Raw genomic sequence first — 14,643 nt, forward strand, 5'->3', positions numbered from 1 at the left:
ATGAAAATAATAGAACTGTGCGCGTTTTTGCTATTCAGTATCCTGTTGGTCGGATGCACAACGTCCAGGCCACCATTAATGGACGATCCTGCTGCGGTGGCAGAGGATTACCGAATTGGGGCGGGGGATACTGTCAATATCGTTGTTTACGGGGAACCCGAGATGACGATGAAATTTATTGTGGATAAGAGTGGAACAATAAACTTCCCTTATATCGGCGTGCTGGGTTTAAAAGATAAAACACCAGAACAGGTGAATATTGAATTAACTCAACGCTTGCGCAATGGGTATATGGTTAATCCCATGGTGACAGTGAGTATTGCCGAGTTCCGTAAATTCTACGTGTCAGGGGAAGTGAAAAGCCCGAATGGATTCGCCTGGGAGCCGGGACTTACCGTAGAGAAAGCGATTGCTCAGGCGGGTGGATTTACTGACCGTGCAGATCGCAAAGATATCAACATTCGCCTCTCTGGTAGCAATCAGCTACTTGAGAATGTTGATTTAACGCACTCTGTTCGTCCTGGGGATGTCGTGATTATTGGCATGGGGTTCTTCTAACGATGAAACTATCTATAGTGGAAAACGGCAAGCAACGAGAAAACTCCGTCGATTTCTCCCGCTTTGCCAAAGAACTGAAAAAGAACGCCTGGAAAATCGCGCTGGCCGGTATTATTGCCGGGGTTGTCGCATATCCATTAATCAGCATGATGTCATCCAGGTATGTTTCGACTGCCACGGTGTTGATTAAGGCTCAGGCTGATAATGTGTCGCCCTTTCCCCAGGTTGATGGTTTTGATTCAACGCGTAGTGGTTACTACGAAACACAGTATGCATTGATGCAGTCTCGCATTATCCTCGAGCAGGCGGTCCGCGATCTGAAGCTGGATGAAAACCCGGATTTTACCGGGGTGAAGCCTGGCTCTGGTAGTGAGGATCAGCAGCTGAGGGTTGATCAGGCGCTGAAAACATTGTCGAAAGACCTGAAGGTCATCGGTATCCGTACCACTAATCTGGCCTCTATTTCTTATGAATCTTCCTCGCCTCAACTTTCAGCTGAGATAGCCAATGGCGTCGCTCAGGCTTTTATCAACTACACGGTAGAACAAAAGCGTCTGAACGCAGAGCAGGCTCGCAATCTCAACTTTGAAAAAATGGAAGAGATTCAGAAATCGATAGCGAAACAAAAAGAGGAAATGGATAGCTACCTGAAAAACTCTGGGCTGCTGACCTTCCGTGGTATTGATGGTTTTGAAACAGAGCAGTTAAGCATTGTGACCAACCGTCTTGCCGATGCGACCCAACGGCGTGTCGCCGCGGAGTCTGTTTACAATGAAGTCAATAACAGAGGGAAATCTTCAGGCGATATTATTTCGCTGCCATCAGTTTCTGACCATGCGCAGATTCAGGATTTACGCATTGCGCTGATCCAGGCGCAGCGCACGTTGTCGGAACTGCGCAAAGTGTATGGGCCTAAAAGTGCCAATATTTTAAAAGCAGAAGCCGATGTGCAATCAATCCAAAATCAAACGGGTCGGGTACTGGGTGAGCTAAAACTTGGCTTACGTCAGCAGTATTTGGCTGCGCTGGCCGACGAAAAGAATTACCAGCAGCAGGTTGCTGAGCAAAAAGAGATCTTCCAGAAGATGGCATCAAAACGGGATGCCTATAACAGCCAAAAATTGGCGTTAGATAAAATGGAAGATCTGTATAAAACGCTTTATCAGCGGACTCAGGAATTGTCGCTGTCCGGGGTTAATGCGGATGCGGTGCTGTATGATCCAGCCGTTCCTCCGTTAAAGCCGTCTAAGCCGAATAAATCGCTGCTGCTCGTGATGGTGGTGATGCTGGTTGTGGTATTCAGCATCATGTATTTCATCGTCAAAGCGGCAATGGATAATTCAATAAGCACCCTGAGCCGTCTGAAGAAACGTCTCAATGTCGAGCCATTGGGCGAAATTCGTCGATTTACCGGTACTTCGGGACGCGCACAGGTGCGGGATATGATACTGAAGAACCCGCTGAATGCCGATATCATCCACGGTATTCGCACCCGAATTATGCTGGATAACCGGTCGCTGCAGACGGTCGCTATTGCTTCGGCGGAGCAGGGGGAAGGGCGCTCCCTGTTGGCGAATCTGTTGGCCAGCTCATTCAGCTTCGATCAGAAAACGTTGCTTATTGATGCAGATTTCTTCAATACCAACGGCCTGTCTTCTGAACTGGCATCGGCGACTTCTGCAGGTGTGGCGGAGCTGTTGCGGGGTGAGGCTCCGCTTGAAAAGGCACGGGTTAAGATCGCTGAAAACCTTGATTTTATCCCCCACGGTAAGACGACCATTTCCTCTTTACTGATGCTGTCGTCAGAGCACGTTGAACCCGTGATGCGCGAACTGAAGTCGCAGTATCAACGCATTATTATTGACGTTGCTGCGGTCAATCAAAGTCAGGATATCCAACTGATCAAACGCGCTGTTGATGGGGTTATCTTTATCGTGAAAGCCGGGACCGGTTCTGCGGAGAATATCGCCAGCGCACTGGATAAGATTGAGGATAATCAGGGCGTGGTGATTGGCGCCGTGTTGAATGCGGTCGAGGAAAAAAACCTTGAAACGCAGGAAGGGTTGCGCTCATTGAACTTCAATACTGACCAACTGATGACTACGCCAGGTCGTGTATGAGCTTACTGAAGAGCGCTTCTACGATAGCCAGTTCATCAGTCGTTTCGCAGCTGATTGGTGCGCTGTCTATCTGGTTGATCTCACATAAGTACGATATGGCAGAGGTTGGGCTGTATGCGCTCAATTACAGTATCGCGGTGGTGGGGGCACAGGTATGTACCTTTGCCTCCCAGCTTTTGATTCCCAAACAGCAGGATGACGAGCTGGCGCAAAATGTGGTGTTCTGTTTGCTGCAAAGCGCGCTCATTGCATTACCGTATGCCGTCCTGACCGCGTGGTTGTTTCACCAGAACATACTGTTTCTCTATTTGCTGACGCTTTCAACGGCGTGGGCGTTAATATCGGAAAACTTATCGCTGCGGACAGCCAACTTTTATTTTCTGATTTTTCAGCGTATTTCGGTCTCTGTGGTGGTGGTGCTCTCGGTACTGCTCACGCACCAGGTACAGACATTTTACTGGTCGTGGGCCTGCGCCATGATATTGCTGACCGCCAGCTGTATTTTACATTCGTTTGATATTCGCTCGGTGACGTCGCAGCATTTGCGTCCGGCAAGTAATTTGCGATTTTTTAAACAGAATATTCATCACATCACTAAAGTCGGTAGTGCTGAGGTGCTGGCAATGGCGAGCAGTAACTTGCCTATTATGCTGATTAACTTCTGGTTTTCGGCGCTGACGGCGGGGTATTTTTCCGTTGTAAGCCGGTTCTGTCTGGCGCCGGTAGTGATTATCGGTAACGCGGTACGCAATACCATTTTTTCTAAATGGTCCATCGACTTCAGAAATAACACCTTCAATTATCAGGAGTATACGAAGGTACGTATGCTGCTGTTAGTGCTGGGGGGGGTCTGTACCTTAGGCGTCTTTATTTTCTATCCCATTGTGATGCGGCTGGGTTTTAGCGAAGACTGGATTAACTCCATTGAGACGTCGCGCTACATGTTGCCCTATTTGTTCCCGGCACTGGCGATAAGTCCTTTAACGGTGATTGAGCTTATTTTTGGCTCGCACCGCTATTTTCTGCGTATCCAACTTGAACAGTTGGCGATTGTGCTACTGGCGTTTGTGGTCGTTCCCTATTTTTACCATGATTATGCGGCGTCAGTAATATTGTTCTCTTCACTGACATTTATTCGCTATGCGTTCATTTACCTGAAAATGAACAAGCGGGCCAATCTCCTGAAAAACAAGCCGGTGATGCCATGACACTGAATACCGGAAATTATTTACAGGTCTACACATTTATAACGCTGATCCTGTGTGGTCTGGTGCAGTATTTTACCGGCCTGCAATCCGTGTTGTGGATCCCGTTTTTCCTGACATTACTGATGGTGGGATTACTGGTGATGCAGACGCGAGACGGAGCGCTGCGTCTGGATGCACAGGAAACCATTATCCTTGCGCTGTATTTTTCCTTTCTGGTACTGGCGGGAACATCGACCCTGATTCAGGGTGGGGTAACCGTTGCAATTGTGGCCTTCAAAAACGAAATCGCGTTATCGTTGGTGATGGTGTGTTTGCTGTTGGGTTTTTGCCGGGAATCGCAGATATATCGGGCGACACGCTATCTGTACTGGGTGTTCTACGCGCAAATCCCGGTGATGATTTATCAGGTTTTGCTGGTTGTTCCTCAGCGTGTGGCTGTGCGCGGGGAAGATGAAAAATGGGACTCCGTGGTAGGGACATTCGGCGGAGACCCAATGGGTGGCGGCAATACGGCGGCGATGGGGTTATTTTGCCTGTTAATTATGTTGCTGAAACTCTCTGAATATAAGCACGGGCTTACGACGTTTAAATCCGCAGCGCTGCATATCATCCTTGGAATAGGGTTATGCATCATTGGTGAGGTTAAGTTTGTCATCCTGCTGTCACCGATATTTCTGGCATGGGTGTGGATATCGCCGAGCTATGTTAAAGATGTCAGTAAGGTAAATCTGAAGACGTTATTTGTCATTGTGGCAGGAATGCTGGTGCTCATCGGCCTGTCGATTATGATACTGGCCTGGTACTACGCTTCCGCTTTTGGCAGCGATCCGACGAAAGGCTCATTAAGCATTTTTATTGATTCATTGAGCTATATCTTTGATCCGAACTACATCATGTCGACCGGAGAGTTGGGGCGTTTCACAACGTTTCTGTTCTGGTTAAAAAATAACGATCTATGGGGACTGTCGGGCACATTATTTGGCTATGGGCTTAATGCCACAAACAGTGGTAGTACGGTCTCCCCTGGATTTTTGAACATTATCTATAACCTGATTTTAGACTCGACGGCTCTGAGTATGCTGCTGTGGGAAGTTGGCATTATTGGCACGCTGCTGTTTATTGGCTTGTTTGTTTATATTCTGAAAGTGTGCCAGCCAAAACCAGTATTGATGCTTGAGCAGTTGGATAAACAGGATCTGCAGTTACTGAGCTTTGCGCCAGCGTTTAACGCTTTCGCTATCAGTTGTTTAATCAGCTTGCCTTACAGCCAGATATTGATGATTACGCCGATGTTACAGTTCCTGTTCTATTTATCGCTGGGGGCGAGCTTAGTGATTCGTCGAACCGTACTTCGCAGTGCAGGGGGATGGTATGGACAATAAGCCATTTATTTCAGTGAGTATTAAGACGCTCAACGAATCTAAAGGTATTGAGAAAACGATCGACAGCATTCGGCGTCAGTTGGTCGGGTATCCGCATAAAATTATTGTGGCTGACAGTCTGTCGACTGATAACACCCAGCAGTTGGCAGCCAATAAAGGCGTCACGGTAGTGTCACTCACCGATCCGGGCGATCGCTGTTGTGGGGTGGGCCATCAGTTGGGTTATCTGTACAGCGAAGGGGAATATTTATTACTGATGGATGGAGATATGGAGCTGGAAGATGGCTTCATTGACCAGGCTGTTGCTTTTTTGCAAGCGGAACCGGACTATGCCGGGGTGGCCGGTACTGTCGAAATGGATGATGCCGTTAACTATGAATTTAAGTCTCGTAAGCAGCGGATCAATAAAATCTATCCTCTTGGTGATAGCGATCATCTGGGGGGCGGCGGACTGTATCGTCGGTCGGCAATTGAAAAAATTGGTTATCTGACCAACCGAAATTTGCACGCTTATGAAGAGGCTGAGCTGGGTCTGCGTTTAATCGAAGCGGGCTATAAACTGCGGCGTCTGGATATTCCTTACTTCAGCCATACGTCACATACGCTGCCGACGTTTAAGATGCTGGCGCGCCGCTGGACTAGCGGTTATTACCAGGCTCCGGGTGAGCTTTTGCGTTGCAGTTGGGGGAAACCCTGGTTTTCCCAGTCATTTAACATCGTGAAGAATGAGGCGGTATTTGCGCTATACCTTATTCTCTTATTTGTTGCGCTGCTCACCTTTAATATTAATGTGTTTGCCGTTGCGCTTTTACCATTACTGGCATTTGCCTTGTTGAAGATAGTGCAAAATCGCTCGTTAAGCGATGGGTTGCAAAGCGTTATTAATTTAATCGTACGCTCAGCGGGACTGATCAAAGGTATTTTTTATCCGGTACGCGATCCGCTGACTCCGCCCAACAGTAAAATCATTCATGAATAACCGGGACAAGCGCCATGAAAGTATTATTAGTTAACAAGTTTTTTTTCATTAAAGGCGGCGCGGAAACGGTTTATTTTCAAGAACGCGACATGCTGAAACAGGCTGGTGTTCAGGTCATTGATTTTTCCATGCAGCATGAGAAAAATTTCCCCTCTGATTATGCTGATTATTTCGTCAGCAATGTCGATTACCATAAAGAGAGTAATCTGTTGGGGGGCATCAAAACTGCGGTTAACTTTATTCATAACACCCAGGCCTGCAAAAAAATGCTGGCGCTTTTACAAAAAGAACGCCCTGATATCGTTCACTTTCATAATATTTACCATCAGTTGACGCCAGCGTTAATTAAAGTGGCGCGTAATTTTGGCTGCAAAACGGTGCTGACGGCGCACGACTATAAGATTGTCTGTCCTGCATACTCCATGTTACGTGATGGGAAGGTGTGTGATGCCTGTATCACCGGTACCGTTTTCAATGCCTTCCGCTATCGTTGTCAGGAAGGCTCTGCCTCTAAAAGCTTGCTGCTCTCGTTAGAAGCGACCTGGCAATACATTGCCCAAAATTATCAGGCTCTGGATGTGATTGTTTCACCCAGCCTCTTTCTACGCGGCGTGTTACTCCGAACGTTGCCGAAATCGCGAATCGATGTGATCGTCAATGGTGTTGATGATAGCCAGCCCATCGATGAGGTCGTCGATGACGGTTATATACTGTACTTCGGCCGCCTGAGCCGTGAAAAGGGGGTGGCAACGTTGCTGGCCGCTCATCAGAAAATGCGTAACCCGGCTCCACTGAAAATAGTGGGGCACGGTCCGTTGCATGACGAGTTAGTGGCGAAATACCCGGAAGCTGAGTTTCTGGGTTATGTACAACAAGGGGATGCCCTCAATACGCTCATTAAGCATGCCCGAGTGGTGATCCTCCCCTCTGAATGTTATGAAAACTGCTCAATGGCGGTGCTAGAGGCGATGTCTTTCGCGAAACCGGTGATCGGGGCGCGTATTGGCGGGATCCCCGAACAAATACGCGACGGTATTGAAGGGATTTTATTTGAGCCGGGTAATGCGCAGGAACTGGCGAAGGCGATGGATACTCTGGTTGATGACCCGGATAAAGCACGCGTCATGGGCTTACGGGGTCGTGCGCGCCTGAGTGAAAAATATGCGCTTAACAAACATATGGATACCTTACAGGCGCTATATAAAGAACTTCTGAGCAGGCCATAGAATGAGTAAAAAAATAACGGTTTTTGGTACCCGCGGTATTCCGGATGTATTGGGCGGTGTGGAAACCCACTGCCAGAATCTTTATCCGGCGATTAAACAACAGTTTGACGTTGATATTTGTGTTATCGCCCGCTCGCCGTATGTTAGCTACAAACGATCTTCTTATAAGAAAGTTGAGACCTATGCGCTGTGGGCACCCAAAAAACGGTCACTGGAGGCGATTGTGCATTCCGTTTTAGCGGCGTTTAGAACCTGTGTCGACCGTTCTGATATTGTGCATGTCCATGCTATAGGGCCGGGTTTGGTGATCCCATTATTACGCGTGTTAGGTAAGAAGGTGGTTTTTACCCACCACGGGCCTGATTACGATCGTCAAAAATGGGGATTTGTCGCCAAAAAAATATTGCTGCTGGGCGAACGCTGGGCGGTGAGATATGCCAATGAGGTGATAGTGATTTCTGAGGTCATTAACCAACTGATTCAGAAAAAACATGCTCGCTATGATGCGCATTTGATTTTCAATGGCGTCAATAAGCCCCGTCCGTTGTCAGAGCAAACCATTCATGCCACGCTTTCCCGCTTTGGACTCGAAGCGAAAAACTATTTCGTGGTGGTCGGACGGTTTGTGGAAGAAAAGGGGATGCATGATGCCATCTCCGCGTACAAACAAAGTGGTTTGCAACAGCCGCTAGTGCTCATTGGTGATGCAGATCACCCAACGGAATACAGTATTCGACTCAAGCAACTTGCCGCTGATACCCCTGGCGTGGTGATGACCGGATTTTTAAGGGGAGATGAACTTCAGGCCGTGTTTTCGCAGGCCCGGCTGTTTGTTATGCCTTCTTACCATGAAGGACTACCGATTGCGCTTCTGGAGGCGATGTCGTATTCCCTCCCGGCGGTGGTGAGCGACATTCCCGCAAATTTGGAAGTGCAGTTGCCGTCTGAGGCCTATTTTCGGGTCGGCTCATTGTCCAGTCTTGCTGAGAAATTAACCGCCTGGGCCAGCGCAAATAGCGTGGACTATCGTGTATATTTGCAAAATTATGACTGGCAGGAAATTGCCAGAAAAACAGTCAATGTCTATCACTCAATTGATAAAAATATAGGTTAATTTTGACCAGTCCTCAGAATCGCCCCCCCGTCATTGAACGATTTTATGCTCAGCTTGATGCGCATATATCGGAGGGACTGACCCCGGAACAAAAAGAGGGGATCGAGAAAGCGATCGTCGCCAGCACTCTGGCATCAAGACATCGGATCGATATTCGCAGAAGTTTTCCATTTTTCGGCAAACGCTTTTATCTGGTTTTTTTATTCGGCAGAGACTTACGTCAGCGGCATCGTCAGGAGTCGACCTTATCGACCATGTTGCTCACATTTTTGCTGCTGCTAGGCACGCTGTTTGTCACCTGCTGCGTATTACTGACGCTATACATGATCAAATCCGCATTGGGTATTGATGTATTCCAACATTTTCACGTTGGTATCTGGGACTGGTGGTTAAGCCTGAAAGACCGCTAGTGTTAACAAACCTGTGGAAGGCGTCACTGCGATGAAGTGTAAATGGTTTTCTGCGCTGTTGTGTCTGTTCTGTCCGCTGACGGTATTGGCCGCATTAACGACCGTAACCCCTAAAGCATTGACGGTCCCACTGACAAACCCAGGTATTGGGGTAGCCAGTTTTCATCAGGGATATGGTGAAACGCTTGGACTGGCGGATTATCCCGACACAGGCTTTGAGTATGAGCGCTTTTACTGGCGTGACCTTGAGCCGGTCGAAGGCCAGTACAATTTTGCACTGGTTGATGACGCCTTCAGGTATGCCGCGGCGCATCGACCGGCGATGAACGTCGGACTGCGGTTTATGGCGCTTGCTGAGCCGGAAACCGGTTCACAAATTCCCGACTGGTTGATTAAAAAAGGCGTAAAGGGAACCTGGACGCCTGACAACAAAACCTTTATCCCTGATTTAGACGATCCCCTATTTATTGAATATAGCCAGCGCCTGCTGAACGCGATGGGTAAACGCTATGATGGTAACGAGAACCTGGCTTTCGTGGATATCGGCATGGTGGGGTCGTGGGGAGAGTGGCATAACAGCAACTTCCCGATGCTGAAGCCATTGCTGGAGCGCTACACCACGGCGCAGTTGGACCGCTATGTGACGATGCATTTCACGGCTTTCCCCCGTACGCCAAAAATCATGTTGATGAGTGGTGGGCAAAGTCTGGCGAATGCGGTCGCGCGCGGGGCGGGCTGGCGAGCGGACTGCCTGGGCGATCTCCGCGTGTTTTCTGATTCATGGAATCATATGGCGGATGATTATCCTCAACGGCTGCAGGCCGCACAGAAAAGCTCTTCAGGATTTAACGATGCCTGGAAACATGCGCCAGTGAGCTTTGAGATCTGCTCGTACATGCAGGACTGGAAAAATACGTTTCACTATACGCGAGAGGAAGTGCAGGGGATTTTTGACTGGGCGGTGAAGCAACATACCAGTACGATTAACCTGAAATCGAGAACCGTGCCCCGTGAGTATCGTCCGATTGTCGACGAGGCACTGACAAAACTGGGCTATCGGTTTCGCTTAGCCTCCCTGAGCCACGAGTCAGTCTGGGAAGGGGGACCAGAACTCACCCTGACAAGCACCTGGTATAATGAGGGGAACGCGCCGATTTACCTTCCCTACACGCTGGCATTTCGTCTGGTTGATGAGGCCAATAAGGTGGTGGCACAAGGGAATGTCCCTGAAGATATACGTCACTGGCTGCCCGGAAAACACCCACTGAGTTACGGGATGCCGATGCCCGGGACGCTGCCGAAAGGGAAATATGCTATTGAAGCGGCGATTGTGGATAAATCCGGTGCGGCAAGAATTAACTTTGCCAATGAAGGGAAGCTGAACAACGGTTGGTATCGCGTGTCTGCGGTAACGGTGAAATAGCCTGCCATAGTAAGGAGCCTGGGAATCAGGCTCCTTATCGTTAAAAATTAAACGTGATAGCCATCTGGATTGTTTTTTTGCCAGTTCCAGGTATCGCGTATCATTTCATCCAGATTGTAGATGGCCTGCCATCCCAACTCTTTTCGTGCTAACGACGGGTCGGACCAACATTCGGCAATATCCCCGGGTCTTCTGGCCACAATCTTATAATTAATTCGGGTTTGCGCCGCTTTCTCGAAGGCTGCGATCAGGTTAAGTACGGAATATCCGATACCGGTACCGAGATTGATGACTTTGTATGCCGCACCTTTTTCCTGGCAATCCAGTGCTGCTAAATGGCCAGTTGCCAGATCCATCACATGGATGTAATCACGCACACCGGTGCCGTCAGGGGTTGGATAGTCATTTCCATAGACCGACACGCTTTCCAGCTTGCCAATCGCCACCTGAGAAATATACGGTACCAGATTGTTGGGGATACCATTCGGATCTTCACCAATCCTGCCCGATGGATGTGCGCCGACTGGGTTAAAGTAGCGCAGGCAGGTTATGCGGAAATCGGGTTGTGCGCGGGAAAAGTCTGCCAGAATTTGCTCGACCATGAATTTTGATGTGCCATACGGATTGGTGGTGCCACCGGTTGGCGATTGTTCACTTAATGGAACGCTTTCCGGGTTGCCATATACCGTGGCGGATGAGCTGAAAATAAAGTGCTTAACTCCCGCAGCTAACATCTCACGCAGTAAAACCAGCGTGCCGGTGACATTATTGTCATAGTAGGCAAGCGGTTCTTTTATTGATTCTGAAACTGATTTTAGTCCAGCAAAATGAATAACATCGGTGATGTTATGGTTAGAGAAAATAGTTTTCAGAACATCGTTGTTCAGCACATCAGCAATATAAACGATGGGCGCTTTGCCAGTCAGTTCTGCAACCCTGTCCAGGGATGTTTGTGAGGCGTTGGAGAGATTATCGATGACCACAACATCATCACCTCTTTCCAGAAGCGTCAGCACGGTATGTGAACCAATATAACCAGCACCACCAGTGACCAGAATTGCCATACAGTCTCCAGATATATTTTTTACAAACTATTATTGATTCATCAATGCCACCGTCTTAAATAAACGTTATTGGTGGCGTCGGGTAAGGTAAAAATTCCGGTATTTCACCCTGCATTTATAAGATATTTTTTTAAATATAGAAAACAGGCTGAATTTGCTTATCTTACTATCATACACGATATAGTTATCGGTGAAGTTCAGCGTGTGGACGCCCTCGCTTTGGTTGATGCTGGCATTGATCTGCGCAATCAAACGCTCATTAAAGCTGGATGCGTTAAGCGTGATTAACTCTTTGATATAAACTGACTTTCCGTACGTCTCTGGTGTGCATTCCTGGGTGAGGAAATAGAGTTTATTATCAACGCAGTGTGGTGCGCCAGCGCCCCGGGGGTGTTGATTCGACAGGTTCAGTGTGGGCTCTATTTTTTGCCATGGCCCGGTGACATCACTGGCAGTATGGATAACTAACTCATCTTCCATCGTGGTGGATAAAAGATAAAGATTTTCATGTAACGAGACGACGACGTTATCGGTGAGCGCCAGGTCAGGTACTACTACTTTTACCTGTTTCCAGCGCGTAGGGAAATCTATCGACTGGAATAAGATAACCTCTTTCCTTTCTGAAGACTCCGGGATCATGAAAAGCTGATCGTTGCTGTAAAATAAAAAAGGAAATGATAAATGGCATTTTAGGTTATCAAAACCGTCGAGTTTCACATCCTCAAGCTCAACCAGGTTAGCATCAAGGATACGGCAGCGCAGGATACCTTGCGAATTACGAAAGCTTAGTGCTTCATAAAAAACATAAACTTTATTGTCTTTTTCAATAATGAAAGGATCGGCCTGAAAGGTATATTTCTTTTTGAGCTGTTGGGCTCGGGTGCGGTTCAGAATTTCCAGCGTGTTCGTGGGAAAGGTATGCGAACCCTTATTTTTTAGGATCATAATATCCCATGATTCATGAAAAAATAACATATTAATCAGTCTGTTATTTTTCGTTCGCATGCGTAACTGCTCCTTTTTATCGCTTAATCTATTGCGTGTTCCACGACGTCCACACTGATGGCTAGTTTAAAAGCTAGTCGCAAGAGGGGTGTTTGTCTACTGACAGAAATCATAGTGGGAGGATTGCCAGAGCATCCGTGCTCCAGTGCTGATTTACTCGAAATGGACGTGTGGATTATCGGCCAGCGAAACGTAAGTTTTGCTGTTCTTATCCAGAGTACGAATTTCTCCGCTTTCGATGTCGTAAACCCAGCCGTGCAGACGAATCGCGTTGTTACGCAGGCCAACAGCCACGCAAGGATGCGTTTTAATGTTGTTTAACTGGGCAATAACGTTTTCTTCCACCATGGCATTTACTTTATCGATTTCGTTAGCCCAGGTTTTCTTTTCAACCACGGCTTTCGCAGCATCGGCATAGTGCAACCAGTGGGCGACAGCAGGCATCGGATCCAGGGGTTGGCTTTCTGCGATGGCTTTCATCGCGCCGCAGTTGGAGTGGCCACAGATAACGATATCAGTCACGCCTAACGCAACGACCGCGTACTCAATGGTGGCTGACACGCCGCCAGGCTCTGGGCCAAAAGACGGTACAATATTACCGGCGTTACGGATAACGAAAAGCTGTCCTGGCTCTTGCTGCGTCACTAACTCAGGCACCAGACGGCTGTCAGAACAGGAGATGAAAAGCGCTTTAGGATTCTGGCTGGATGCCAGGCTGCGGAAGAGTTCCTTACGTTGAGGGAAAATCTCTTTTTGGAAGTTGAGGAAGCCCTCAATGATATGTTGCATAGCAGTGTCTCTTTTCTCTGTTTAAGCAGGTTATGATGAAGATCACACTTTCCAGTTTAACACCAGCCGACAGAAGAGAAAGACTTTATAGCAGTTCGGTCAATATCTTTGGGTAATTTTGCCCTGACAACGCAGGGCAAGCGTAGCGGTCTGTGTTACATGTTTTGCCGTTTCTGGTATGCCGTTTTTAGTCTGTTCATTGCGTCCACCAGTACGGCGCGCGGGCAGCCAACGTTGAGACGCATGTGCCCCTCTCCGCCTGGGCCATATTGTGACCCCGGAGACAGGCCGAGTCGCGCTTCATGGACAAAAAAATCGCTTAGCTGCGTCTCGCTAAGCGCCATTTTTTCGGCATTCAGAAAGAGCAGATAGGATGCGCCACCATAGACAATCGAGATCAACGGACAGTGCATTTCAATTTCTCTTTTAACAAATGCCACGTTATCAGCCAGATAAGCCAATAATTCCCGGTGCCAGTCACCGCAATGGGTATAAGCGCTATAAATCGTTGCCTGTTGCAGTGAGTGAGTCTCTGCAAGATAACAGTTATCGAGAAAATGATAGAACCGGTGACGCAGTTCATCATTCTTTATAATGGCTATCCCGCCCTGGATCGCCGCCGTGTTGAAGGTCTTGCTGACAGAGGTCAGTACGATTGACTGACTTCCTGCTGCGTCATCGAGGGTAAAAAAGGGCAGGTGTTGCTTACCTGGCAGAGTTAAATCGCTATGTACTTCATCGGAGAGAATGATGACACCGGCCTGCTGGCAAGAGTGACTGATTTTTTCAAGCGTTTCCCGCGACCACACCATTCCACCAGGATTATGTGGCGAGGGAAAAAGAAACATTTTGCACTGTTTAAGTTTTTCGCTGAAATCCTGCCAGTCAAATTCATAGCAACCGTCTTTTTCAATGAGACGGGTCTGGAGTAAATGCCTGCCGCTGGTTTTCACCAGGTTAGGGTAGGGATCATATATTGGGGTACAGGTTAATATATTGTCTCCCGTGCGGGTAAGCGCCAGCAAAGACATGACAATGGTTTTTATGACGCCGGGAACAAAATGCAGCCAGTGCGATTTAAGCTCGGCATCATACTGTTTTGCGTACCACTGGATAACGGACTCTTTCCATTGCGGATAATCCAGGTTATAGCCCTGAACAGGCTGCTCTACTACTGTGCGTAAGGTATTCATGATGGGCTCTGGCGTACCAAAATCCATATCCGCAATCCACAGTGGTAATACATCGCTGGTACCGTACATTTGTTGTAATTGTCCGTATTTGCGACAATTAACATCCCTTGTGACAATAGCATCAAACAAAGACATTGCTAACTCCTGGATAGTCTCTGAAATAAATAATTTA

The 14,643-nt window shown here is 47.9% G+C and carries 13 protein-coding genes; 9 read left to right on the forward strand and 4 right to left on the reverse strand.

Translation table 11 applies throughout. The features are described from left to right. The 9 genes from ACLJXE_RS19275 to ACLJXE_RS19315 are packed head-to-tail and all read left to right on the forward strand — an operon-like array spanning nt 1 to nt 10,420. Entirely contained in the window at nt 1-558 is a 558-nt protein-coding gene (locus tag ACLJXE_RS19275; protein WP_286630463.1) for a polysaccharide biosynthesis/export family protein, read from the forward strand. A 2-nt stretch (nt 559-560) separates the two neighbouring features. Beyond that, entirely contained in the window at nt 561-2,678 is a 2,118-nt protein-coding gene (locus tag ACLJXE_RS19280) for a GumC family protein (RefSeq protein ID WP_410751741.1), read from the forward strand. Further along, nucleotides 2,675-3,886, forward strand: coding sequence for a lipopolysaccharide biosynthesis protein (locus tag ACLJXE_RS19285; protein WP_410751742.1), 1,212 nt, complete (start codon nt 2,675-2,677; stop codon nt 3,884-3,886). The genes ACLJXE_RS19280 and ACLJXE_RS19285 overlap by 4 nt, the downstream gene beginning before the upstream one ends. After that, a complete protein-coding gene (locus ACLJXE_RS19290) occupies nt 3,883-5,268 on the forward strand; it encodes a capsular biosynthesis protein (protein ID WP_410751743.1) in 1,386 nt (461 codons plus the stop codon). Before ACLJXE_RS19285 ends, ACLJXE_RS19290 begins: the two co-directional genes overlap by 4 nt. After that, entirely contained in the window at nt 5,258-6,247 is a 990-nt protein-coding gene (locus tag ACLJXE_RS19295; RefSeq protein WP_410751744.1) for a glycosyltransferase, read from the forward strand. The genes ACLJXE_RS19290 and ACLJXE_RS19295 overlap by 11 nt, the downstream gene beginning before the upstream one ends. Nucleotides 6,248-6,261: 14 nt before the next feature. Beyond that, on the forward strand, nt 6,262-7,473 hold the full coding sequence (locus ACLJXE_RS19300) for a glycosyltransferase family 4 protein (protein ID WP_410751745.1): 1,212 nt from the start codon (nt 6,262-6,264) through the stop codon (nt 7,471-7,473). A 1-nt stretch (nt 7,474) separates the two neighbouring features. Next, on the forward strand, nt 7,475-8,587 hold the full coding sequence (locus tag ACLJXE_RS19305; RefSeq protein WP_410751746.1) for a glycosyltransferase family 4 protein: 1,113 nt from the start codon (nt 7,475-7,477) through the stop codon (nt 8,585-8,587). Between the two features lie 2 nt (nt 8,588-8,589). Continuing rightward, a complete protein-coding gene (locus ACLJXE_RS19310) occupies nt 8,590-8,997 on the forward strand; it encodes a hypothetical protein (protein ID WP_410751747.1) in 408 nt (135 codons plus the stop codon). A 31-nt stretch (nt 8,998-9,028) separates the two neighbouring features. Then, nucleotides 9,029-10,420, forward strand: a complete 1,392-nt coding sequence (locus ACLJXE_RS19315) for a DUF4832 domain-containing protein (protein ID WP_410751748.1) — start codon at nt 9,029-9,031, stop codon at nt 10,418-10,420. 47 nt (nt 10,421-10,467) lie between these two features. On the opposite strand, the gene galE is transcribed toward ACLJXE_RS19315, so the two are convergent. The 4 genes from galE to ACLJXE_RS19335 form a co-directional block, all read right to left on the reverse strand. Next, nucleotides 10,468-11,484, reverse strand: coding sequence for a UDP-glucose 4-epimerase GalE (gene galE / locus ACLJXE_RS19320; protein WP_410751749.1), 1,017 nt, complete (start codon nt 11,482-11,484; stop codon nt 10,468-10,470). Between the two features lie 66 nt (nt 11,485-11,550). Further along, entirely contained in the window at nt 11,551-12,489 is a 939-nt protein-coding gene (locus tag ACLJXE_RS19325) for a hypothetical protein (RefSeq protein WP_410751750.1), read from the reverse strand. A 153-nt stretch (nt 12,490-12,642) separates the two neighbouring features. Next, nucleotides 12,643-13,278, reverse strand: a complete 636-nt coding sequence (locus tag ACLJXE_RS19330) for a carbonic anhydrase (protein ID WP_005122990.1) — start codon at nt 13,276-13,278, stop codon at nt 12,643-12,645. 155 nt (nt 13,279-13,433) lie between these two features. Then, complete coding sequence (locus ACLJXE_RS19335; protein ID WP_410751751.1) at nt 13,434-14,606, reverse strand: MalY/PatB family protein; 1,173 nt, start codon at nt 14,604-14,606, stop codon at nt 13,434-13,436. Nucleotides 14,607-14,643: the final 37 nt, after the last annotated feature.

This window comes from Citrobacter sp. U14242 (assembly GCF_046555775.1).
GTDB lineage: Bacteria > Pseudomonadota > Gammaproteobacteria > Enterobacterales > Enterobacteriaceae > Citrobacter.